Raw genomic sequence first — 21,630 nt, 5'->3', positions numbered from 1 at the left:
TGGCCATCCAGGGACGGGACTGCCTGGAGGGTTGGCTCAGCGCCGCAGGCCGAGGACTCCTCGGGGGGTGCCGATGCCGGTCGGGCCGTCGTACCCGATCATGGCGGTGCAGAGGTAGGTGCCGCCGCAGGAGCCCGTGGATCCCTGGTCGATATCCCAGAACGCCCGGCGGTGGGCGTACGGGTAGGAGTTCGGGCGGTCCGCCGGGCCCGGGTTTCCCGCCAGCGCGTACATTGCGGCGATCAGTGCGGTGGACACACTGGTGCCGCCGATCACCCTCCAGCCCGGGGAGCTGAACGTGGAGTAGAAGGCGAAGCCGGTGGCCGGGTCGGCGAGCGCGGAGACGTCGGCGACGGTGCGCATGGGGCAGTCGGGGTCGGTCTGGAACGGTGGCTTGGGCTGGATCTGGGAGCAGCCGGAGCCGGAACGGCTCCAGGAGCTCTCGTACCAGCCGGAACGCTTCGCCTGGGGGCCCGGCTCTCGCCGGAGCGAGCGGTCCAGACTGGTACCCCCGGCAGCGGTGACGTACTGGGAAGCCGCGGGATAGAGGAAGCCGGAGTAGCCGCCGTTGCCGGCGGCGGCGACGAAGGCGATGCCGGGGAAGTTGAAGTAGGTCTGGTCAAGGGCGAGTTGTCCGGCAGCCTCCGAGAGGCCCCAACTCATGGAGATGAACTTCGCGCCCTGGGTACGGGCTTGCGTCACCGCCGTGAGCATGTTGCTGAGGGAGTTGGTGTCTGCCTCGACCAGCAGGATTCTGCAGCGGGGGCAGGCAGCGCTGACAGCCTCGATGTCGACGGCGGTCTCGGTCGCCCAACCGGGATCGGTGAGTGGTGGCGGTGTGTCGCCGCCGTTCTGGTTGATCTTCCGGAAGCAGCCATTGGCGGTGGTGCACGGCGGGAGATGGAACGTACGGCGATAGACCGCCAGGTCGCTTTCGGCGTTGGGATTGTCGAACGCGCTGACAATCGCCACTGTCCGCCCATAGCCGCCGTTACGGGGCAGTTGGTATGCGCTTTGAATGTCGCGAGGGTGGTAGCCGGGCGGGTTGTCGCCGTCCGGCGACGAGTTCGACATCGCCGGAATGTCCGTTCGCAGCTCGGCCAGACATGTGACGGTATCCGGCGCGGGGCTGCAGACGTTCTCGGAGGCCACCGCCTTCCCCGCCCTGTTTGCTGCCAGGGCGTTCGCACCTGGAGGGGCCAAGGCCAGGGTCGCTACCAGGGGCACTGCTCCCAGCAGGAACCGCAGTATGTTTATACGTCTCATGAATTTAGTCGATGCCTTAGGATTAATCCGTATATTCGACCAGGCATCGGAATTGCTTCGAATGGAGCAGCGATCTCACCGCTTTGGCCATCGCTCGCCAGCGCGCCGGACTGGAGTACTAAGAAACCTCGCATTCATCGAGACCCGCGAGCGCCTGTGCCCGCTCCGCCGGGTGCGCCGCGGCCCCCGGCACGCCCAGCGCCATCCGGAACTGCTCGCGTGCCTCGCCGACGCGGTCCACCGCCATGTAAGCGCGGCCCAGGCGGCAGCGGATGTCCATCTCGACCCGGTCGTAGTGGGGTTCGGTGAGCGGGTCCAGCTCCTGGTGCTGGGAGAGCGCCTGGTGGTGGAGGGCTATGGCGTCGTCCAGGTTTCCCGCGCCCTGCTCCGCCGTGCCCAGGCGGGTCAGGGCGAGGGCGTGCATGAAGATGTCCCCGGCCTGTTCGACCAGGTCGGCCGCCCGGCGGAGCAGGTTCGTGGCCGCGCCGTAGTCGCCTAGGCCGACGTGGACATCGGCGGCGAGGGCCAGGACTCGGCTGAGCATGCGGGGTCTGCCGTTCGCCTTGGCGTGGGTGTGGGCGCCGTCGAAGGCGAGCAGCGCCTCCTCGTTCCGGCCCTGGAGGTGGTGAACGGCGCCGAGGAGGCACAGGCCCATCGAGATCAGCCAGTCGTCGGCGAGCTGCCGGGACAGCTCCACCGCCGCGGTGAGATGGGGGATCGCCTGGTCGGCCCGGCCCAGATTCAGCTCGGCGGCGGCCAGGCCGCCCAGCGCACGGGCCTCTTCGCGGCGGTCCGCACGGCGGCGGCTTACGTCGAGGGCTTCGGTGAACCAGGCGCGCGCCTGCGGGTAGCGGCCCTGGTAGACGTCGACGATGCCCAGGCAGTTGCGCAGCGCGAGGGCCATCCGCTGGTCGCCGGCCCGGTCCGCGTGCGCCAGCGCGGTTTCGAGGGCCGTACGGCATTCGTGGTAGCGGCCCCGGCCCAGGAAGTGGTCGGTCAGGGCCTCGGCGATCCAGCAGGCGTAGTCGGCTTCGCCGAGCGCCGCGGCGTGGCCGACGACGTCGGCGAGCTCCGCGCTGGCCGCGTCCAGCCAGGCTTCCGCGTCCTTCCAGCCCGCGAACGGCGCTTCGGCGGGCCGCGGCCCGGTGGGGAAGCCGCGGGGGCCCCAGTCGCTGGTGATCCGGCCCGCGTCCAGGAAGAGGCGGAGCGCGGCGGTGCGCGCCGCGGCGGCTTCGGCGGCTTCGGCGGGGGCGGCCTCCGCGAGCCGGCGGGCATGCGCCCGGACCAGGTCGTGCAGTCGGTAGCGGCCGGGGCGGGGCTGCTGGAGGAGGCTCGTATCGACCAGGCTCTCCAGCGTCCGCTCGGCCTCGCGGGACGGCCGGTCCAGCATCGCGGCGGCCAGCAGCAGATCGAACTCGACGGTCGGGGCCACGCCCAGGGTGCGGAACCCGCGCTGCTGCTCCGGCGTGAGCTGGTCGTACGACAGGCGGAACGCCGCCTCCACGCTGCGGTCCCCGGCGCTCAGCACGCCGAGCCGATGCTCGTCGTCCGCCATACGGTCCACCAGGTACGCCAGCGTCCAGGCCGGGCGGGTCTGCAGCCGCGTCCCGGCGATGCGCAGCGCCAGCGGCAGCCCGTCGCACAGCCGGGCCAGCTCATGCGTCGCGTCCGGTTCCCGGTCCGCGCGGTCCTCGCCGACGATATGCCGGAGCAGGGACACCGCGGCGCCCGTCTCCAGGGGCTCCAGGGTGACCCGCCGATCGGCGTCCAGGCCGGGCAGCCGCCGTCGGCCGGCCACGAGCACCAGGCTGCCGGGGCCGGCGGGCAGCAGCGGCCGGATCTGCCGCGTACCCAGGGCGTCGTCGAGTACGAGCAGCAGCCGCAGCGAGCTGGTCGCGGCGCGCCAGGCGGCGGTGAGTTCGTCGAGGTCGTTCGGCACCTCGCTGTCGGCCGCGCCGAGCGAGCGGAGCAACCGCCGGAGCACGCGCTGCGGCGCCGGCTTCTGCCGCCCCCCTGCGCTGTGCGCGCGCAGATCCACGAACAGGCAGCCGTCGGGGTAGTGGGCGCGCAGGCTCTGGGCCGCGCGTACGACGAGGGCGGTCTTGCCGACCCCGGCGGGGCCGTCCACCGTCACGATCGCCATGGAGTCGGGCGGAAGTGGGGTGGTCAGCACGGCCAGTTCGGGCTTCCGGCCGATGAGGTGGCCCGCGTCGCCCGGCAGTTCATTGACTGCGGGGCGGTTGGGGCGGGGCTGGGCGGGCGGAGCGGCGGGGCGTCGTACGGGATCCTGTGCCGGATCGCGTACGGGCTCCCGTATGGGCTCGCATACGGGATCCTGTGCCGGATCCCGTACGGGCTTCCCGGCCGGCTCGCGTACCGGATCCCGCACCGGATCCCGCACCGGATCCCGTACGGGCCTCTCTACCGGCACCGGCTCGCGTACTGGATCGCGTACCGGCTCGCGCCCGAGGAGGTACGCGTCGTCGCGGCGCAGCACCGCCTCGTGCACCCGGTGCAACTCCTTGCCGGGATCGACCCCGAGCTCGTCGCGCAGCCGCTCGCGCATGGCCTGGAAGGCGTTCAGCGCCTCCGCCTGACGTTCGCTGCCGTACAGCGCGCGCATACGCAGCGCCAGCAGCGACTCGTCGTACGGATCGGAGACGGACAGCGCGGCGAGGTCGTCCAGGGCTTCGCCGGACCGGTCCAGCAGCACCAGGCACTCCAGCCGCTCCAACTGGAACTTGCGCTGACGCTCCGCCAGCCGCCGCCGCTCGACCTGCGTGAACGGGCCCGGCAGCCCGGCCAGGGGCTCGCCCCGGAACAGGGCCAGCGCCTGCGAAAACCCGTCCGCGGCGGCGGCCAGATCGCCGGATGCCTTCGCACGCTGTGCCTCGTCGGCCCGCTCGGCCAGCTCGACCACATCGAGCCGGACCCCATCGGCGACGAAGCGGTATCCGCCCCGGTCGCTGCGGATGACCGACTGCTCCTGCCCGCTTCCCGCGTCGAGCGCCTTCCGCAGCGGGTAGACATAGCTCGGAAGCACCCGGCGGCCGGACTTCGGCGGGCTCGACCCCCACACCCCGTCCAGCAACTGCTCATGGCTCACCAGTACGCCCGGCCGCAGCACCAGCGCGCTGAGCACCGCCTGCCGCCGCACCGGCCCCAGATCCAGCGGCGTACCGTTCCGCCAGGCCCGGACGGGCCCGAGCACCGCGATCCGAAGCCGCTGCGGTCGCCCCTGAGGCGTTCCCCCGTCCACCTCGAAGCCTCCGCCCCCCGCATCATCGAAATTTCATCTGCATTGCAGCGCCTGCGGCGATGGTTGGCAAGACACGACTGAGTACCGCTGGAAGCGTGGGGTCCATGGCTGGGATGAAAAGACGGCATGTGAACAGAGTCGTCTCCGACGCCAGGTTCGCCTTCAATCGGGGCGATTTCACATTCGAAGCCGTCATTGACATCAATCCACGAGCCAACCCCTCCATGAGAAAGATTCGCGGAGCCGTGGACGAACTCGTCTCCGCCATCGAGGCGGTGGGCTGGCAATGCGTCGGGGTCCAACCCTTCCTCGCATCAGTGGAAATGCAGTTCGTCCGCGCCGTTTGACACGGGCGTTTGACACGGGCACGGACACGGCGGAGCGGTTCAGAAAGGAACAGGCGTGACGGGGGAAGAGCGCACGTCGGCTGACGCACGGCCGCAATGGGTGGAGCGCAGGAGGCTCTTGCTGCTCGGCGGTGCCGCCGGTGTGGTGTTGGCCCTGGTGGCCGGGCTGCTGGTCTGGATGGCCGCGCCGGACGGCGGCGACTCGAAGGCGTCGGAGCGCAACCGGGTGCCGTTCGTCGAAGCGCTGTCCGAACTCGCGGCAGCCAAGGGCCTGCATTACAAGGACACGGCGATGGTCGGCATCACCGAGCGGGATGTCACGGTGACCGAGTCCGGCACGGTGTTCGGCTCCACGGGCGATGGCGTCGAGAGTCTGGACAGGGACGTCCTGCGCATCGGCGGCAAGACCTATACGCGCTGGAAGAAGGGGAGGGACTACGAGGCACCGGACGGGAAGCAGAAGGACCCGGACGCCCCGGGCAGATGGACCGTCGGCTCCCCGGGAGAGTCGTACACCCTCGACCCGGTCATGGCCCAGTACCTGCCGCCGAGCGATCTGGCGTTCAAACTCTGGGACGCGCTGGACCAGCTGGACCAGCAGGACCAACTGCCCGACCCGAACGACCCCGACCTGCCGCCCCTGACCGTGGACGGGGTGCCCGCGCTACGGGCCGACACCTCGGCGGGCCGCCTCGTCGTCGCCAAGAACAAGCCCTACCGCGTGCTGCGGCTTGAACCCTACGACCTGCGCGAGCTGATCAAGGATCAGCGCAAGCAGCTCGAAGCGGGGGCGACGCCGTCCGTGGCTCCGCGGGTGACCACCGGGCCGTTGAAGGACGGCGACTCCCAGGGGATGGAGCTGTCCCCGCTCGTCGGTGAGCAGGCCGACGCGATGTACGACACCCTGGAGAAATACGCCAAGCAGCTGAACGGCGCGGTGGACGACGGGGTCGACTTCACGCTGGACGGCGCCGGCAAGCTGAACTGCGGATCCGGGGGATGTTCGGTCCTGCAGAAGTTCACCGGAAAGCTGTCCACCGAGGCCAAGGCCCGTATCACCGGCGGCACCGTCACCGCCACCATGAGCGCGACCATCACCATCGACGGTCAGCCCGCCGGGAGCTGCACGGTCCCCAGCCGCGTCTTCCCCCTCACCGGCAGCTCCGTCTCCGGCTCCCTGTCCTGCTCCGCCCCGGAGGCCGGCCCCGTATTCGCCGCGATCGACGCGAAGTACAAGGCCCAGGCCGAACAGCAGTCCCGGGCGTCCGGCGGACAACGGGTGACCCTCCGCTTCTACTCGCGGGCCAACACCCTCATCGACGCCCGCGCCCTGGCCGTGGGCGAGGTGGACCGGGTCGTCGATCAGGTGGGGCGGGAGCGCCGCGGCGAGACATGCTCAGCCGGTACGGGTACGGGTACGGGTACGGGTACGGGTAGCGGTACCCGTACCAACGCCGCCGCCCAGACCTTTCCCCAACTCGCAAGGCGAGTTCCGGCGGCCGCCGAGCGCACCGGAAACTGCGTCAACTGGTCCGCCACCAGCGTGAAGACATTCGGTCACACCTTCAAGACCCATGGCGCGGGCGCGAAGAACACGAAGAGTCTGACCGACCGTGCTCGCAGCACCGGAAATCAGCAGGGCCAGTGGCTGGACAACGATGCCGCCGCGGAGTTCCTGAAGAAGGCGCATCTCGAAGGGGCCGGACCCAGGTCGGTGCGGATTCCGAACGGATTGGGGCAGGTCATCTTGCCGGACGGCAGTATCGTCCCGGCGCGGGCGGCTACCATCGTCCCGAGTCCGAACGGGCTGTACAAGACGGCTTACCCCGTCGTCGGCCCGGACTAGGAGGTTGGAGCGGTGGGCTTCTCCGTGTCGTTCGATCCGGCCACTCCATCGGAGGGCGCGGTGGCTCCCGCTCCAGCAAGGCCGAGTCCGGGTCCGGGTCCGGGTCCGGGTCCGGGTCAGAGTCCGGAGCCTGACGACGATTACGAGACCCTTGTCATGGAGGCGTGCGACGCCCTCTCCGACGCCGGTGGCAGCACATTCCACATCAGCGGATTCGGGACCGATGAGTGGCCGCTCGATGTCGCGTACGACATGTCTACGTTCATCGAGCAACTTCCGCCGCTGCTTGCGGGCGTGCGCGAACGGCGCGAAGTCGTAGTGGATCTGTACTCACAGGGTGTCGAGAGGACCTTGACCTTTCGCCCGGTCGGGAATCTCACGGTGATTCGGTGCGAATCGCGGACCGATTGGATTCCGGACCCGGAATGCGAGAGCCTGGAACACGGCGAGCTCGTCGCGATGCTCTCGAAATTGGCCCATGACTTCGCCAGGGGCTTGAAGTCGATCAATTCCGAGCTGTCGGAGGTCGATCCCTTCGCGCGGTGGCTGAAGGGCGGGGCGTAGCCTTCGTCAGCCCCAGCCTTCCTCGTCGTGCCATTCTCGCACTGTCGCGGTCACCATGAGCGGGAACCTACCCAAGCTCCGCCTCCCCCGCCTCCTCCGCCTCAACGATTCGGGCGAGGTTGGCCAGCGCCATACGCGTACCGGTCTCGTTGTCGGCGGCGGGTACGGCGTCCGGAATGCCTTCGTGTACGACGAGGACATCGGTGCCGCCGCCGTCCGAGTCGGTGAGTGTGGTCGTCATCGTCATCGTGGCGCGCAGCGCGGCATCCGCGGTCTCGAACGCGAACACCTCGACCACCTGCTCGTCAGGCACGAGCCTCGCGAAGTGGCCGTGGTACGTGTCGGTGTGCGGAGCCGACTTGCCGGTGCTGACCGGTTCGTCGTGGTCGTGGTCGTGGTCGTAGGTGAGCGAGATACGGAACGCCCCGCCTTCGCGGGCGTCGAATGTGTGCACATGGCTGCTCATACCGGTCGGCACCCGCCATTTCGCGAGGGCGTCCGCGTCCGTAAGCGCCCGGTAGACGGCCGAACGCGAGGCATTCACATGCTGGGAGACCCGCGTGGAGTACATGACGCCAACATAGCGCCGACCAGGAGCGGGAAGTAGGGTCGGGCCCATCTGTCTGATCTCTTCCCGAGGCGGCCCCGTGAGCGACACGTACTCACCGATACCCGAGCTGAATCTGCTCAAAGAGTTTGATGATGAATGCGCGGACTTTTACTCGCCAGGTTTCGAACTGCGCGAGTACCATAAAGGGTTCTGGCTGGAATCGGAGAACTCGGAGTTCGATGACCGAGTAATTCCCTTCGCCCAGGCCACCACATCCGGTTCCCTTTACGCGCTGTGGCGGTTCGACGACCGGGCGGACCTCGCCACGCTGCCCGTCCTCTTCCTCGGCGACGAGGGGGATCTCTACGTCGTCGCGCACAATCTGCGGGATCTGTTCTGGGGCCTCCTCGACGAAGAGTTCGACGGTCCCGCCCCCACCCGCCAGACGTACCTCGACACCCGCCAGGCGTACCTCACCTGGCTGGAGCGGAACTTCGGGCCCGCGGCGCCCACGTTTGAGCGGAGCCCCATGGAGGAGCACGGCTGGCGGTTCGTGGACTGGCTGCTGAGCGTGGGGGAAGAGGATGCCGCTGATGTCGTGATTGAGAATCTTGCCCTTTTTGAGGTGTCACGCCCCTCGTGATCGGCGGCGATCGGACCCGCATCGAAGGCAAGATTGAAAAAATTAAGGTTCTCGCGTTGCGATCTTAAAAATCTCAAGGTACAAATGAATGGTAGGCGCGTCACCGAGGGTAAGGGAGCCGAGGGTGGACTGGCAGGAGCTGACGGACCTGACACGCGGACAGCCGTTCGTGGTCGAACGGGTCCGCCTCGCCGACAGCGGCATCGTGGTCGAGGGGCAGTTCGAGCCGCCGCAGCTGGCTCAGCTCAGCATCGACGACCAGGTGTTCATCGCCGCGTTCGTACGGTCGCACGGTTCGATCAAGGAGATGGAGCGGATCTTCGGGGTGAGCTACCCGACGATCAAGTCCCGGCTGAAGCGGATCGCCGAGCACCTCGACTTCGTCGACACCAACCCGGCACCCACCAGCGCCGATGTCATTGACCGCCTACAGCGGGGGGAGATCAGCGCCCAGGAGGCGCTGGCCGAGCTGGAGCAGACCCGATGATCCCGCAGTTGGTGACGGTGCGCTATCGCCGTTCCAACGGCCGCCGACGGCGGCTGTACGTCCCTGTCGTGCCGGTGGTGCTGGTGCTGTCGCCGCTGTTGCTGCTCGCCGTACTGGGCGGAGTGATCGCATGCCGCGTCACCCGGGTGAAGGTGAGCCCGCTGGGCGCGCTGCGCGCTGCGGGACGGCTGCTGTGGGCGCTGCCCGGCACCCGGTTCGAGTACGAGGAAGGCCGAACGGCCTTACTGGTGAGCGTCAGATGAGTCAGAGGAGTATGGAGCAACAATGAACGAGCAGCGCCGCCAGATCCTTGAGATGCTGGCCGATGGCAAGATCACCGCGGCTGAGGCGGAGCGGCTGATCGACGCCCTGGAGCGACAACAGCCCGAGTCGCCGCCGGGGGCCGTGTCCCGTCCGAAACCCCGGCCCAAGTACCTGCGCGTGGTGGTGGACGCGGCGGACGGCTCCGGCGAGGGGTCAAGCCGCGTCAACGTCCAGATCCCACTACAACTGCTGCGCGCCGGGGTCCGGCTCACGAGCCTCATCCCTCCGCAGGCGGTCACCAAGGTCAACGCGGAGCTGAGCAAGGCAGGGGTACCGATCGACCTCGGGGAGCTCAAGCCGCAGCACCTCGAGGAACTCATCGAGCATCTCGACGACGTCAAGATCGACATCGACGACCCCGACTCCAAGGTGCAGGTCTTCTGCGAATAACACCGCCACGGCCCCGGACGCCCGCACGGACCACGGGGTCGCGCGGTCGTCCGGCCGGTTGACGGCCCGGGGCCGGTTGACGGCCCGGGCGCTCAACCCGTCGCGGCGGGCGCCGGAGAATCCGCCGACGATATAGCGGACATAGCGGCGGCCTTTCGGTCACACCAAGGCCGCCAGTTTCTCGATCTGGACTTCGACGTCCAACGGCAGCATTTCGCCTCGGCCCAGTGGCCCGCGGTTCGGCCGCTCTCGGCACCGCGATCGGTGATCTGGAGGGATCTGGAGGCCGGCACCGCTGCGGGCACCGCCGTATGGCTCGACGTCACCCAGAGTGGGGCCCCGCACCCCGGAAGAGCCGGCCCCAACTCACTTACTGCCTCAGCCACTTCAGGCTTCGAACGGGAGGGCTCCATGCCTTCATCTGTCATGCCCACATCCAGGCGCGGCGACGGTGCCGACGGTACGCAGCCGCCGGCCGCCATCTCCACCGTCGGTCTGCGCAAGTCGTACGGGGACAAGACCGTCCTCGACGGCATCGATCTGCACATCCCCGCCGGCTCGGTGTTCGCGCTGCTCGGCCCGAACGGCGCCGGCAAGACCACCGCCGTGAAGATCCTGTCCACCCTCATCACCGCCGACGGCGGCCAGTCCCAGGTCGCCGGCCACGACATCGCCACCTCCCCCGACGGGGTGCGGGCCGCGATCGGGGTCACCGGGCAGTTCTCCGCCGTCGACGGGCTGATCACCGGCGAGGAGAACATGCTCCTCATGGCCGACCTGCACCACCTCTCCAAACGCGAAGGGCGACGCGTCACGGCCGAGTTGCTGGAGCGCTTCGACCTCACCGAGGCCGCGAAGAAGCCCGCCTCCACCTACTCCGGCGGCATGAAACGCCGCCTGGACATCGCCATGACCTTGGTGGGCAACCCGCGGATCATCTTCCTCGACGAGCCGACCACCGGCCTCGACCCGCGCTCCCGGCACAACATGTGGCAGATCATCCGCGAGCTCGTCTCCGGCGGCGTCACCGTCTTCCTCACCACCCAGCACCTGGACGAGGCCGACGAACTCGCCGACCGTATCGCCGTGCTGAACGACGGCAAGATCGCCGCCGAGGGCACCGCGGAGGAGCTGAAGCGGCTGATCCCCGGCGGGCACATACGACTCCGCTTCACCGACCCGACCGCCTACCGGAACGCCGCCACCACACTGCGTGAGGTCACCCGGGACGACGAAGCCCTGTCGCTGCAGATCCCCAGCGACGGCAGCCAGCGCGAACTGCGCTCCATCCTCGACTGGCTGGACACCGCCGGCATCGAGGCGGACGAGCTGACCGTGCACACCCCCGACCTCGACGACGTGTTCTTCGCCCTGACCGGCCCGGCCGACGTCAACAACCAGCCCAAGGAGAACGTCCGATGAGCGCCCTCTCCCTCGCCGTCCGCGACTCGAACACGATGCTGCGCCGCAATCTGCTGCACGCGTGGCGCTACCCGTCCGGAACCCTGAACCTGCTGCTCACGCCGATCATGATGCTGCTGCTCTTCGTCTACATCTTCGGCGACGTGATGAGCGCGGGCATCGGTGGCGGCGGCGCGGACCGCTCCGAGTACATCGCCTATATCGTCCCGGGCATCCTGATGATGACCATCGGCAGCACCGTGATCGGGGCCGCGGTGTACATAGCCATGGACATGACCGAGGGCCTCATCGCCCGTTTCCGTACGATGGCGGTCTACCGCGGCTCTGTGATCATCGGGCATGTCGTCGGCAGCGTGCTGCAGTCGATTGCCAGCGTGGTCCTCGTCGGTGCCGTCGGCGTGGCCATCGGCTTTCGGTCCACGGATGCCACCGTCCTGGAGTGGCTGGCGGCGTTCGGGCTGCTCGCGCTGTTCGCCCTGGCGCTCACCTGGATCGCGATCGGGATGGGCATGGCCAGCCCGAACCCCGAAGCGGCCAGCAACGCGGCCATGCCGCTGATCCTCCTGCCGCTCATCTCGAGCGCCTTCATCCCGGCCGACACGATGCCGGGCTGGTTCCGGCCGATCGCCGAGTACCAGCCGTTCACCCCGGCCATCGAGACGCTGCGCGGGCTGCTGCTGGGCACCGAGATCGGCCACAACGGGTGGCTGGCCGTCGCCTGGTGCGTGGGGCTGACCTTGCTCGGTTACTTCTGGTCCATGTCGCTGTTCAACCGCGACCCGAAGTAGCCCATACGCACCAGGCCCCGCCTACGGAGTGGTTCACTGGCCCTTGCCGGTGATCATGTTGATCAGGTCGTGCGCTGTGTTGTTGTCGGCGTCGATCCCCTGTACCTCGGCACCTTCAAACGTGGCGACCTCGGCGCTGCGGGGGAACATGGCCTGCTCGTACTCGGTGAGCGCGCCCTCGATGTCGTCGGGGTGCGCGGCGAGGGCCTTGCCGAGTTCGGCGCCGTCGAGCATGGCCAGGTTGGCGCCTTCGCCGTTCGGGGCCGCGAGGTGGGCGGCGTCGCCGAGCAGGGTGACCCCCGGCAGCCGGTCCCACCGGTGTTCGGTCGGCAGGGCGTAGTGGGGACGTAGGACCGGCGCGGTGTCGCCTTCGGTGATCAGCGCGGTGAGTTCCGGTGCCCAGCCGGCGAACTCCTGCGCGATGCGGGCGGCGGCCGCGGCGGCATCGGTGAAGTCGATGGCGGCGAACCAGTCCTGCGGCTTGGACAGCGCCACGTAGGTGTGCAGGGTGTCGCCGCTTTCCCGGTGAGCGAAGATCTCCTTGCCCGGCGAGGGCGCGATCATCGACCCGCCGCCGACCGCCTTCGCGGCGGCCGGGTGCCGGGTGTCGGCGTCGAACAGGTAGGTCTCGACGAACGATGTGCCGGCGTACTCGGGTGTGGCGGGGGAGAGCAGCGGCCGGACCCGTGACCACGCGCCGTCCGCGCCGACCAGCAGGCTGGTGACGACGGTGCCGCCGTCGGCGAACGTCACCTCGTAGCGGCCCTCGCCGAGGGCACGGACGCCGCTGACCTCGTGCCCCCACCGGACGGTGCCGGCCGGGAGCGAGTCGAGCAGGATCTGACGCAGCTCACCACGCTGCACTTCGGGGCGCCCGCCCGTGCCGTCGTCGGCCTTGTCGAGCACGACGGTCCCGTCCGGGTCGAGGACCCGCATCGTCTGGCGGCCCTCCAGGATGATGGCGTGGAACTCGTCCATCAGGCCGGCCGCCTCGAGGGCGAGCTGCCCGTTGTAGTCGTGGATGTCGAGCATCCCGCCCTGCGTGCGCGCCGACGGGGAGGGCTCCGCCTCGTAGACCGTGGCCGGGATTCCGTGGACGTGCAGGACGCGGGCCAGCGTGAGGCCGCCGAGTCCGGCGCCGATGATCGTGACGGGAGTGCGCATTGTGACTCCTTCGGGATCGGGCCGCCCGGTGAGTTCCGGCCGGCCGTCTCCGGAAAGGTGCCGGACCCCGCCGATGAGCCACCGACATCCGACCGACGGCCCCCGACGGGCGACCGACACCGCAAATCCGTCACAACACCTGGCCCGCCGCTTATACCGGCTGGAGCGTCCTCGGCACCCTCAACGTCACCGCGGAAGGCGCGCCCGCGCTGCGTGCCGTCGGCGCCCGCACTGCGTGCCGTCGGCGGCGGCACGGTCGTCAACTTCCCCTCCGTCGACGGTTGGGGCCCAATCGTGGGTTTTCGCCGCGAGTGGATGTCAGTGCCCGGTCCTAGGGTGACCCGTATGGGGACATTCCGATCCGGCTTCACACTCTGGCGCATGGTCGAGGCGGCACGGGAACTCACTGAGCACGCAGGCGTGCTGGAGCGCATCGACGCGGTGCTGCACATCATGGATGGACACCGCGGAACGTACGGCAAGGGCAGACCGTTGGTGGACGCACTGGAGGATGTAGCTCAAGCGGCCATCCTCCATGAGGACTTCGGGCTCGCTCAGCGCTTTCAGCGTTTCGCCGCCTACGCCGGAGGCGAGCTGTTTCTCGACATCCTGGAAAACTACTACGACGACGAAGCGAGGCAGCGCAGCGAGGAACAGATGCGGCGGATGGTCGCCATGGGTGCCGACCGAGCGGTCGCTGCCCTGGACGTCCTGTGCCGGGACAAGCCTGACGCCACCGCCACTGATGCCCGTGACCTCTTTCGCGGCATTGCTCAGTCCGCGGACTACCTGGGTCTCGGGAGCGGCGGGGGCGGGATCCGGTTGTCCACCAAGGAAGTGAGGCGGCTCCAAGAGTACGGGCACATGGAGATCCTGCTTCGGAGCCTGCCGCCGCCGGCCTCCGTCGAGGCCGTACGGATGATGAGCGACGTCCTGGCCGACGCCGATGCGGGGCTGTTGGCCCAACTGCTCGAGCTGAAAGCCAGGCGGGCCGCCCTCGTGGCCCTGCGTGCCGCGGTGGAGGACCCGAACAGCTCCGAAAGTGCCCTCCACGCCTGTCTGAAGAACCAAGAGTGGATCTTCGGCGGAGCATATGTGGCCGAGCTGGCGCGCCGTCAGTACACCGCGGACACCATCCTCGACATCCCGCTGCTCCGTGCTGACGGATCCCTGCACGTGGTGGAACTCAAACGCGCCAATGTCAAGGATCTGGTCATCCGACGCAGCGGCCACCTCATGCTGGGCGCTCCGCCACATCACGCGGTTTCCCAGGCGCAGAACTATCTCCGGGCCATGGACGAGAACCGGCGGACCATCCTCACGGATCACGGCGTCGATACCCGTAGGGCCTCGGCGACCGTCGTTATTGGGCACTCACGGTACGTGAGCGGCGGTATCACACCCCAGGAGGTCGCGGAGACTCTACGCACCTACAACACGCATGCGGCACGTATAGAGGTGATCACGTACGAGACTCTGCTGGATTCGGCGACCCGGATGCTGGCACTCTCCTCGTCACGGCAGGACTCCGGTTCGACCGAGGAGCCCGCGGCATGAACAACACCCGTCCTGAGATCGAACCGCTCCTGGCCCGTCTGTGCGGTGGTGCCATCACGGGCAAGGACTACGTCGGTTATTTCCAGAACGAGCACGGTGAGGAACTCGTCTTCGCTCAACGCCGGGGCGAGAAGACCGCGCGGCTCTGGCACAGCGACGCCGACTGGCAGGTGTTCCGCGTGGGCGACCACTCGATACGGGTCGGCGGCATGGTGGACGGGATGCTTACCGTCGACGACCTGATCATCAATCGCACGGAAGCAACGTGGTTGTCCTCCTGCCTGGCCGCTTCTCGTCACCTGCGCCAGGGGCGTGCCTGACGAACTTCTCACTCCTCTCAGCGTGGTCAGGACGGGATCGGGCGTACGGCTGGTTACACAACAATGATATTCAGGCGTACAACCGGAGACCTGCCTTCCTTGTCGGACTGTGTGGGGGCGCGGCGCGTGCCGTGTTGAACTCGACCACTCTGAGAGGCAGTTGTATGTCCCGAGCAGGACGCAGGATCCGTACCGCACGGCTGGGCGCGCCCCTGGCCGCCGCGGTGCTGCTCGCCGGAGGGCTCAGCGCCTGGGCCCTCACCGGAGCTTCGGCCCAGGCCGCCCCCGCGTCGGTGGACGCCCAGGACGACTTCAATGGCGACGGCTACGCCGACCTCGTCATCGGGGCGCCGAACGCCACGGTGTCCGACAAGGCGAAGGCCGGTTACGTGGCCATCACGTACGGCTCGGCGAGCGGACTGTCCACCGCCAACAAGAAGATCGTGAGCCGGTCGACCAGCGGGGTACCCGGCTCCGCGACCGCGGGCGAGCGCTTTGGTCTGACCTTCACCAAGGGCGACCTGGACGGCGACGGCTACGGCGACCTCGTGATCGCGGGCGGCCCCGCGGGCTCCGTCGTGCTGTGGGGCTCCGCCTCCGGGCTCACCGGCGGCACGAACCTCGCCGGGTACGGGCAGGCCCCGCAGGCCGGTGACTTCGACGGGGACGGCAAGACCGACCTCGCGCTGTTCGCCCACACCACCGTCGCGGGTGACGACCCGCCGAGCGCCAAGGCCGCCCTGTGGAAGGGCCCGATCTCCCGGACCGGCACGCCCGCCGCCGTGCTCAACATCCTCGACAAGTCCGAGTGGTGGGGCTACGACGAGGACGACGCCTCCTGCGCCACGGGTGGCGGCTGCGAGGAGGACGGCGACTCGATCAGCGGGCCCATCGTCAACGGCCATGTCGGCGACGTCAACGGCGACGGCAAGGACGACATCGTCCAGTGGATCTACACCGGTGACGGAACCTGGGGCAACCGGCTGCTGAACGGCGGCGCGTCGGGCTTCACCAAGTCCTGGGTCCCCGGCGAAGGCGCAGGCGGCGACGTCTCGGGCACCGGCGTGGGCGACGTGAACGGTGACGGCTTCGACGACGTGGTGGTCGGCGGCGACGGCTGGGACAGCAAGGTCCGCGTCGCCTACGGCTCGGCCTCCGGCCTGTCCGACGCGAACACGAAGTCGTTCGACCAGAGCCTGCCCGGCCTCTACGGCGCGGAGGAGGAGGGCGACGGCCTCGGCACGGCGATCTCCGTGGACGACGTGAACGGCGACGGCTACGCCGACATCGCCCTCGGCATCCCCGGCGAGGACTTCAGCGGCCTCACCGACGCCGGTTCGTTCGCCCTGGTCCCCGGCAGCGCCTCCGGCTTCACCGGCACCGGCAGCCAGGTCTTCCACCAGGACACCCCCGGGGTGCCCGGCGTGGCCGAATCGGGCGACAAGTTCGGCGCCACCACCGCGCTCCTCGACGTCAACGGAGACGGCCACCGCGACATCGCCGTCGCCTCCACCACCGAGAACGGCGACAACGGCGCGGTCTGGCTGCTCCGCGGCACGTCCACCGGCCTGACCACGAACTCCGCCCTCGCCTTCGGCCCCGACGACCTGTCCGCGCCCGCCACAAAGGCGCAGTTCGGGACCAGCCTGCGCTGACCGTCCCGCGCTGACCGTCCCGCGCTGACCGTCCTGCGCTGACCGTCCTGCGCTGACCGTCCTGCGCTGACCGTCCGGGCCTAAGGACGGCACGGGGCCCGTACGGCCGGCCTCACTCACGTGGCCCCTGGCTTCCCGCCAGGGGCCACGGCTCATGATGTGCGCGGCGCGGGCAGCAGGGGAACGGTTTGCCGTTCGTCAGCGTCGTCCCCCTCCGGGGCACGGTGGCTGTGCCCCGGAGAAGGGGAGACCGGATGGACACGGGCGGCTTCGCCAAGTGGACAAGGCGGTTCGAGGACGAGCGCGAGCGCAGGCGCGCCCAGGGTGACCCGGACTGGGAGCAACGCGCGACGCTGCATCCGGCGGTGTGGGCCAGCATCCAGCGCTTCCAGGTCGGCGAGGACGGCGACGGCGCCAACCTCGTCGGCAAAGCCGATGAGGCCGGCGACGGCGACTACGCGCAGGCAGTCCGGCTCTTTGTCGCCGAGGAGCAGAACCACGCCCGTCTCCTCGCCCGGCTGTTGGCCGCAGGTGGCGTACCGACGTTGACCGGCCACTGGAGCGACACGGTCTTCGTCCGGCTGCGGCGTCTCATGGGCCTGCGCATGGAACTGCTGGTGCTGATGATCGCTGAAGTGGTGGCACTGCGTTATTACCGGGCCCTGCGCGATGGCACCGACGACCCGCTCACTTCGGATGTGGCGGGGCGGATCCTGTCTGACGAGCAGCGCCACGTCCCGTTCCATTGCGAGCGGCTGCACACCTCCCTGGCGGAACTGCCCCGCGTGACGCGCCGCCCGGTGATGGCCCTGTGGCAGCTTCTTCTGCTCGCGGTCTCCCTCGTCGTCGCCGTCGACCACGGTCCGGCGCTGCGACGACTCGACATCGGACGCCTGCGATTCATGGCTGATATCGCGGCCTCGTCCGGCGACATTGTCTCCGCGGTGCTGTCGCCCCGCCCAGATGCATTTCCCTGAGATATGGGGCGACAAGCTCAAAGCATAAAAAATCCAAACCAGAGGTAGCAGAATCGCCTGCGGTGCACCGGCGCGGAACGTCCGCACACGAAGAGAAACCTGTACAACCAGGAAGGTGTGATCCGATGTCCGTAACCCACGAATCCCGCATTGCCCGTTGGGCACAGAACAACGCCGCGGAGTACAGCGACTACCACGTGCCGCAGACCCCGGAGACCGTCCCCGCGCTGGGCGCCACCGACGTGGCCACAGCCGCGCCCGCCGAGGTCCCGACCGCTTTCTGGGTCGGCTACCAGGGCAGTGACAAGCGCGTTCCCGGCACCGGCCTGGCCGCCGGCGGCTCCGTTCAGGACCTGCTGCACGGCCACCCCGGGTTGATCTGACCGGTAGATCCGTAACCGACCGCTCGACGTCTCCGGCGGAACTCCCGGTCGGGGGCGTCGAGCGGCGATTTCCCGGCACGTCGGTGCCGCCCGCCCCCACGCCGCGACATTCCTCCGGAGGGCATATGCATGTCGGCGAGCGCGATGCCATTGACGCCGTACTTCGCAAGGTGGAATTACTGACGTCCATTGGCCAGACCATCGGCAGCCTTGAACAGATCGCCACCTCCGCCCAGTTCGCCGACGCCGGTCTCTTCAGCTGGCCCATCGGAAAGCTCCGGGTGCCCCAGTGGTGGCGCGCCGCGGGCGACAACCACCTGGACAAGGTTTTCGGCTACCCCAATGTCATGGCGATGGTGCACACCCGCGGCCTCGCCGGACTCGGACTGCTCCTCCCGGGCGCGAGCCGCGCCCAGCGAGGCGTCCTCGCCGCCACGATGTGTGCGACGGGGTACGGACTGCAGACGCGCGTGCCGTACGGGTTCGACGGCTCCGACCACTTCGCGTTCCTGAACTACGCCTGTGCGGCCTTGGAGAAGGCGTTCCCCCACGATGAGCGGGCCCGAGAAGCCGTGGTCACCTTCCTCGCCGCGCAGGCCTGCCTCTCCTATTTCACCTCCGGTGCCGCCAAGCTGGTCTCACCGGTGTGGCGCGACGGAAGCGCCATCCCGCGGATTTTCCGCACCGCCACCTACGGCGACAGCCTCTTCTACCGGACGGTCCGCGACCGCCCGTGGCTGGCCAAGGCGGTGGCGTGGTCCACGATCGCCGGCGAGATGGCCTTCCCGCTGGTCCTGGTGGCTCCGAGGCCCGTCGCCCGGGGAATCCTGGCCGCCGGAACGGCCTTTCATCTGGGCAATGCGCGCTTCATGGGACTCAATCGGTTCGTGTGGTCGTTCGGGGCCACCTACCCGGCTGTTGTGCATGTGTCCCGCACGCTGGGGCGCGGCTCCGCTGAGTCTCCGCCCGCCGCGATGGCCAGGAAGGGTATGACGCGTAACGGTGTGACGCGTAACGGCGTGTTCGCGGCCACAGGGGCTGCGGTGGTCGCGGGGATGGCAGCGCACCGCGCGGTGAAGCGCCGACGGGGGCGGATGAGAGCATCGGTGCCCGGGCGGCTGGTCCGGGTGCACGGGCGTGATGTGCATGTGCTGGCCAACACCCGCGTCGGCGGCACGGGGCCGACGGTCGTCTTCGAGAACGGCATGGCCTGCCCGGCCACCGAATGGGGATGGGTGCTGGCCGAGCTCGGCTCCGGCACCGGCTACGTGGCCTATGACCGGCCCGGGATCGGCTGGAGCGCGGCGGCGTCGGTGCCGCACGACGCGGAGTGGAGCAGCGCGGGACTGCGCGAGTTGCTCGCCGCAGTCGATGCGCGGCCGCCGTTCCTGCTCGTCGGCCACTCGGTCGGAGGGGTCCTGATCCGGTGCTTCGCGCGCCGTCACCCCGAACTCGTCGCAGGGCTCGTGTTCGTCGACTCCTCCCATCCGGATCAGCTCAGGCGGTCACCGGGGCAGCGACAGACGTTGCCATGGGTCAGGCAGCGAGTGACCGCCACATGGCTGAGAGCCATGGCCGGAACGCTGCACCAGCGTGAGGAGTACCGGCCGTTCGGCTCCCTGCCCGACGGCATGGCCGAGGCGACCGAGAGGCGCATGGCGGCACCGGGCACCTGGTGGGCGACCCGTCAGGAAATGCGCTACTGGCAGCATTCGTGGTCACCCGACGCGGCACGGTTGTCGGCGACCTCCCAGCCCGTGGCGGTGCTCACCGCCGGAGAGACCGTCCGGGCGGATCCGGCGCACACCGCCCTCCAGCGAGAGCTGGCAGCCCTGTCCACGGTCTCGCGGCACGACTTCGTGACGGACGCCGGGCACAACGCCTTGGTGATGGCACCGGAACACGCGCCCAGGGTCGTCGAGGGCATCGAGTGGGTCCGCACCCGCGCCCGCACATCTGAACTCGCCCATGACTGAGAACGCGCCCATGACTGAGAACGCGCCCATGACTGAGAACGCGCCCATGACTGAGAACGCGCCCATGACTGAGCAACGGAACAAGCACCGACACGAGTGAGGAGACCCTGATGGCCCTCCGTACGTCCATCCCCCGGTACGGCCTGTACGGACTTCTGCTGTCCTGGTTCGGTCTCACCGTCGCCCAGCAGTTCAAGAAGCGGCCGCGCTTCCTCGACACGCTCGATCCCGCCAACGTATCCCTCCCCATCTCAACCTTCTTCGCACCGAACCCCGGCAGTACCGATACGCATCTCCTGATGCGGCACCGGCTCGCCGACGGCAGCGTGAGCGAGTGGACGGAATTCCCGATGACGCAGGCCAGATCATCGAGTCACATGGTCTGGCACCCGGGGCTGCGGGCCGAGAAGGCGCTGCTCGACATCGTCACCGACCTCACAGCGGTGCTGCGTGAGGAGCGGCGCGTGGAGTACGTCCAGCTGACCGTTCCGTATCTCAGTCTGCTGAACTTCGTCACGAGCCGTTGTAAGAGCGTGCCGAACGCCGAGCAGGTGCAGTTCCTGCTGGTGTCCTCGGCGGGGAGTGACGAGAGCGAAGAGCCGGCTGCGCTCTTCGCCTCCGCGTTTCATGACGTCGTAGGAACCCACCACAGAAAGAGCATCGATACTTTCTCTTGAAACCCAGCCGTGGGTTCGGGGTCATTCCGATGTCCTGCGACATCACATGATGCCTCCGGGCAGATTCGAACCTGCGACACCCGCTTCAAGGAGTTCGTCGCGCTGATGCGGTGATCAGCCCGTCGACGCCTCGCCCCAGCCTGCGCGATGCGCGGACGACTCGCGCGATACGGCGATGTGCACCCCTGTTGCCGTCAACGACTGCCGTCAGGCCCCGGCTCAGCGGACAATCGTCCCGACTCCAGACCTCTTGATCCGTAGGTTCAGGCACGGAACTGGTACTAGCCCGCATGGCCCTTTGGGCCGGTGCTTGATCTGAGCCACTACGAGGCGTCATGTGCCTTCGCTGCTGTCACGGTTGCTGTCAACCGCTCGGTGGTCCCTCCCTGCACCACGGTCCCGTTCGCCCGGCTTGATGCGGCCAGAGCGAATCTGCTGCCGCAGTTCGTCAGCTACCAGCCGGTAGGGCGGAGTGCGGGTACCTCTCGGCAGACTCATAGCTCGAGGGCAGCCCGCTAAGCCCACCGATCGCACTAGGCACTGTCCTGTACCCGGTAGGGCGGCGGCGAAGGTCAGCCGTGACGACGGCCTTCGACGCAGAATCGGTTGCCTTCCGGGTCGGCCAGTACGACGTACGGCCGCCCTCCGAGAGGCAGGCTTTCGGCATAGTGCTGCCAGTCGACCCGCTGCGCTCCCAGCGCCACAAGACGATCCACTTCCTCGTCAAGGTCACGGTCACCAGCATCAAGATCGAAGTGGAGGCGGGGGAACTCCTCTGCCGGACTTTCGCTCACATCCATGGCGATGGCGACCCCGGACTCACCTGGCGGAGGCTTCAGGACGATCCAGTCGTCACCCTCGTAGCGGGGAGGTCGCCGCACGTATCCCAGTGCATGGCGCCAGAACTCGCCCGCTCGCTTGTCATTGTTCACGCCCAACGAGACCTGCCCGATCATCGTCATGCCAGCACAGTAGGCGGCCCTCAGGCGTGCATGTGGGCCTGCCCCTCGATGCCTGTGGTCGCTCGTATTGCTC

General features: G+C 68.7%; 21 protein-coding genes. 16 read left to right on the top strand and 5 right to left on the bottom strand.

Translation table 11 applies throughout. The features are described 5' to 3' along the window. Positions 1-36: 36 nt before the first annotated feature. Together ACH4U7_RS14020 and ACH4U7_RS14015 are read right to left on the bottom strand one after the other, a co-directional pair. The gene (locus ACH4U7_RS14020; RefSeq protein WP_398528196.1) at positions 37-1,074 is read right to left on the bottom strand and encodes a S8 family serine peptidase; all 1,038 of its coding nucleotides are present in this window, start codon (positions 1,072-1,074) and stop codon (positions 37-39) included. Positions 1,075-1,384: 310 nt separating this feature from the next. Continuing rightward, positions 1,385-4,525 carry an AfsR/SARP family transcriptional regulator gene (locus ACH4U7_RS14015; RefSeq protein ID WP_398528195.1) on the bottom strand — a complete coding sequence of 1,047 codons (3,141 nt, stop codon included), beginning with the start codon at positions 4,523-4,525 and terminating at the stop codon, positions 1,385-1,387. Positions 4,526-4,653: 128 nt separating this feature from the next. On the opposite strand from ACH4U7_RS14015, the gene ACH4U7_RS14010 reads away from it, so the two are divergent. The 3 genes from ACH4U7_RS14010 to ACH4U7_RS14000 all read left to right on the top strand — a co-directional run bounded on the left by ACH4U7_RS14010 (position 4,654) and on the right by ACH4U7_RS14000 (position 7,282). Then, positions 4,654-4,872, top strand: a complete 219-nt coding sequence (locus tag ACH4U7_RS14010; protein ID WP_353587927.1) for a hypothetical protein — start codon at positions 4,654-4,656, stop codon at positions 4,870-4,872. A 55-nt stretch (positions 4,873-4,927) separates the two neighbouring features. Further along, on the top strand, positions 4,928-6,718 hold the full coding sequence (locus ACH4U7_RS14005; RefSeq protein WP_398528194.1) for a hypothetical protein: 1,791 nt from the start codon (positions 4,928-4,930) through the stop codon (positions 6,716-6,718). 156 nt (positions 6,719-6,874) lie between these two features. Then, positions 6,875-7,282, top strand: coding sequence for a hypothetical protein (locus ACH4U7_RS14000; RefSeq protein WP_398528193.1), 408 nt, complete (start codon positions 6,875-6,877; stop codon positions 7,280-7,282). Between the two features lie 67 nt (positions 7,283-7,349). On the opposite strand, the gene ACH4U7_RS13995 is transcribed toward ACH4U7_RS14000, so the two are convergent. Next, positions 7,350-7,853, bottom strand: a complete 504-nt coding sequence (locus ACH4U7_RS13995) for an SRPBCC domain-containing protein (RefSeq protein WP_398528192.1) — start codon at positions 7,851-7,853, stop codon at positions 7,350-7,352. Between the two features lie 76 nt (positions 7,854-7,929). On the opposite strand from ACH4U7_RS13995, the gene ACH4U7_RS13990 reads away from it, so the two are divergent. The 6 genes from ACH4U7_RS13990 to ACH4U7_RS13965 all read left to right on the top strand — a co-directional run bounded on the left by ACH4U7_RS13990 (position 7,930) and on the right by ACH4U7_RS13965 (position 11,886). Continuing rightward, positions 7,930-8,475, top strand: coding sequence for a hypothetical protein (locus tag ACH4U7_RS13990; protein WP_398528191.1), 546 nt, complete (start codon positions 7,930-7,932; stop codon positions 8,473-8,475). Positions 8,476-8,599: 124 nt separating this feature from the next. Next, positions 8,600-8,962 (top strand): DUF2089 domain-containing protein, encoded by a 363-nt coding sequence (locus ACH4U7_RS13985; protein WP_398528190.1) that lies wholly within the window; start codon positions 8,600-8,602, stop codon positions 8,960-8,962. After that, positions 8,959-9,225, top strand: coding sequence for a hypothetical protein (locus tag ACH4U7_RS13980; RefSeq protein ID WP_398528189.1), 267 nt, complete (start codon positions 8,959-8,961; stop codon positions 9,223-9,225). Before ACH4U7_RS13985 ends, ACH4U7_RS13980 begins: the two co-directional genes overlap by 4 nt. A gap of 22 nt (positions 9,226-9,247) precedes the next feature. Continuing rightward, positions 9,248-9,676: an SHOCT-like domain-containing protein gene (locus ACH4U7_RS13975; protein WP_398528188.1), complete on the top strand. Its 429-nt coding sequence runs from the start codon at positions 9,248-9,250 to the stop codon at positions 9,674-9,676. Between the two features lie 411 nt (positions 9,677-10,087). After that, positions 10,088-11,098 carry an ATP-binding cassette domain-containing protein gene (locus tag ACH4U7_RS13970; RefSeq protein ID WP_398528187.1) on the top strand — a complete coding sequence of 337 codons (1,011 nt, stop codon included), beginning with the start codon at positions 10,088-10,090 and terminating at the stop codon, positions 11,096-11,098. Continuing rightward, positions 11,095-11,886, top strand: coding sequence for an ABC transporter permease (locus tag ACH4U7_RS13965; RefSeq protein ID WP_398528186.1), 792 nt, complete (start codon positions 11,095-11,097; stop codon positions 11,884-11,886). The genes ACH4U7_RS13970 and ACH4U7_RS13965 overlap by 4 nt, the downstream gene beginning before the upstream one ends. A 33-nt stretch (positions 11,887-11,919) precedes the next feature. Here the strand turns inward: ACH4U7_RS13965 and ACH4U7_RS13960 are convergent, their stop codons facing one another. Beyond that, positions 11,920-13,050 carry an FAD-dependent oxidoreductase gene (locus ACH4U7_RS13960; RefSeq protein ID WP_398528185.1) on the bottom strand — a complete coding sequence of 377 codons (1,131 nt, stop codon included), beginning with the start codon at positions 13,048-13,050 and terminating at the stop codon, positions 11,920-11,922. 381 nt (positions 13,051-13,431) lie between these two features. Here ACH4U7_RS13960 and ACH4U7_RS13955 point away from each other — a divergent pair, with 381 nt between their 5' ends. The 7 genes from ACH4U7_RS13955 to ACH4U7_RS13925 all read left to right on the top strand — a co-directional run bounded on the left by ACH4U7_RS13955 (position 13,432) and on the right by ACH4U7_RS13925 (position 20,595). Beyond that, a complete protein-coding gene (locus ACH4U7_RS13955; RefSeq protein WP_398528184.1) occupies positions 13,432-14,607 on the top strand; it encodes a Shedu anti-phage system protein SduA domain-containing protein in 1,176 nt (391 codons plus the stop codon). Then, on the top strand, positions 14,604-14,927 hold the full coding sequence (locus ACH4U7_RS13950; RefSeq protein ID WP_398528183.1) for a hypothetical protein: 324 nt from the start codon (positions 14,604-14,606) through the stop codon (positions 14,925-14,927). Before ACH4U7_RS13955 ends, ACH4U7_RS13950 begins: the two co-directional genes overlap by 4 nt. A 164-nt stretch (positions 14,928-15,091) precedes the next feature. Then, on the top strand, positions 15,092-16,582 hold the full coding sequence (locus ACH4U7_RS13945; RefSeq protein WP_398528182.1) for an FG-GAP-like repeat-containing protein: 1,491 nt from the start codon (positions 15,092-15,094) through the stop codon (positions 16,580-16,582). 254 nt (positions 16,583-16,836) lie between these two features. Beyond that, a complete protein-coding gene (locus tag ACH4U7_RS13940) occupies positions 16,837-17,559 on the top strand; it encodes a ferritin-like domain-containing protein (protein WP_398528181.1) in 723 nt (240 codons plus the stop codon). 125 nt (positions 17,560-17,684) lie between these two features. Then, the gene (locus ACH4U7_RS13935; protein WP_398528180.1) at positions 17,685-17,942 is read left to right on the top strand and encodes a hypothetical protein; all 258 of its coding nucleotides are present in this window, start codon (positions 17,685-17,687) and stop codon (positions 17,940-17,942) included. A gap of 170 nt (positions 17,943-18,112) precedes the next feature. Then, positions 18,113-19,918: an alpha/beta fold hydrolase gene (locus tag ACH4U7_RS13930; protein WP_398528179.1), complete on the top strand. Its 1,806-nt coding sequence runs from the start codon at positions 18,113-18,115 to the stop codon at positions 19,916-19,918. Positions 19,919-20,028: 110 nt separating this feature from the next. After that, positions 20,029-20,595: a hypothetical protein gene (locus tag ACH4U7_RS13925; protein ID WP_398528178.1), complete on the top strand. Its 567-nt coding sequence runs from the start codon at positions 20,029-20,031 to the stop codon at positions 20,593-20,595. 572 nt (positions 20,596-21,167) lie between these two features. On the opposite strand, the gene ACH4U7_RS13920 is transcribed toward ACH4U7_RS13925, so the two are convergent. Next, positions 21,168-21,557 carry a VOC family protein gene (locus ACH4U7_RS13920; protein ID WP_398528177.1) on the bottom strand — a complete coding sequence of 130 codons (390 nt, stop codon included), beginning with the start codon at positions 21,555-21,557 and terminating at the stop codon, positions 21,168-21,170. Positions 21,558-21,630: the final 73 nt, after the last annotated feature.

It is taken from the genome of Streptomyces sp. NPDC020845, assembly GCF_044334165.1.
Classification (GTDB): Bacteria; Actinomycetota; Actinomycetes; order Streptomycetales; family Streptomycetaceae; genus Streptomyces.
Note: the sequence above shows the minus strand (reverse complement) of the source record. Positions and strands in the feature narration are given on the sequence as shown.

What these genes read in the sequence shown, in the direction of transcription:
- ACH4U7_RS14020 (WP_398528196.1), bottom strand. Translation starts at nt 1,074, where the DNA reads ATGTCGAACTCGTCGCCGGACGGCGACAACCCGCCCGGCTACCACCCT.
- ACH4U7_RS14000 (WP_398528193.1), top strand. Translation starts at nt 6,875, where the DNA reads ATGGAGGCGTGCGACGCCCTCTCCGACGCCGGTGGCAGCACATTCCAC.
- ACH4U7_RS13995 (WP_398528192.1), bottom strand. Translation starts at nt 7,853, where the DNA reads ATGTACTCCACGCGGGTCTCCCAGCATGTGAATGCCTCGCGTTCGGCC.
- ACH4U7_RS13980 (WP_398528189.1), top strand. Translation starts at nt 8,959, where the DNA reads ATGATCCCGCAGTTGGTGACGGTGCGCTATCGCCGTTCCAACGGCCGC.
- ACH4U7_RS13975 (WP_398528188.1), top strand. Translation starts at nt 9,248, where the DNA reads ATGAACGAGCAGCGCCGCCAGATCCTTGAGATGCTGGCCGATGGCAAG.
- ACH4U7_RS13970 (WP_398528187.1), top strand. Translation starts at nt 10,088, where the DNA reads ATGCCTTCATCTGTCATGCCCACATCCAGGCGCGGCGACGGTGCCGAC.
- ACH4U7_RS13965 (WP_398528186.1), top strand. Translation starts at nt 11,095, where the DNA reads ATGAGCGCCCTCTCCCTCGCCGTCCGCGACTCGAACACGATGCTGCGC.
- ACH4U7_RS13960 (WP_398528185.1), bottom strand. Translation starts at nt 13,050, where the DNA reads ATGCGCACTCCCGTCACGATCATCGGCGCCGGACTCGGCGGCCTCACG.
- ACH4U7_RS13955 (WP_398528184.1), top strand. Translation starts at nt 13,432, where the DNA reads ATGGTCGAGGCGGCACGGGAACTCACTGAGCACGCAGGCGTGCTGGAG.
- ACH4U7_RS13950 (WP_398528183.1), top strand. Translation starts at nt 14,604, where the DNA reads ATGAACAACACCCGTCCTGAGATCGAACCGCTCCTGGCCCGTCTGTGC.
- ACH4U7_RS13945 (WP_398528182.1), top strand. Translation starts at nt 15,092, where the DNA reads ATGTCCCGAGCAGGACGCAGGATCCGTACCGCACGGCTGGGCGCGCCC.
- ACH4U7_RS13940 (WP_398528181.1), top strand. Translation starts at nt 16,837, where the DNA reads ATGGACACGGGCGGCTTCGCCAAGTGGACAAGGCGGTTCGAGGACGAG.
- ACH4U7_RS13935 (WP_398528180.1), top strand. Translation starts at nt 17,685, where the DNA reads ATGTCCGTAACCCACGAATCCCGCATTGCCCGTTGGGCACAGAACAAC.
- ACH4U7_RS13925 (WP_398528178.1), top strand. Translation starts at nt 20,029, where the DNA reads ATGGCCCTCCGTACGTCCATCCCCCGGTACGGCCTGTACGGACTTCTG.
- ACH4U7_RS13920 (WP_398528177.1), bottom strand. Translation starts at nt 21,557, where the DNA reads ATGACGATGATCGGGCAGGTCTCGTTGGGCGTGAACAATGACAAGCGA.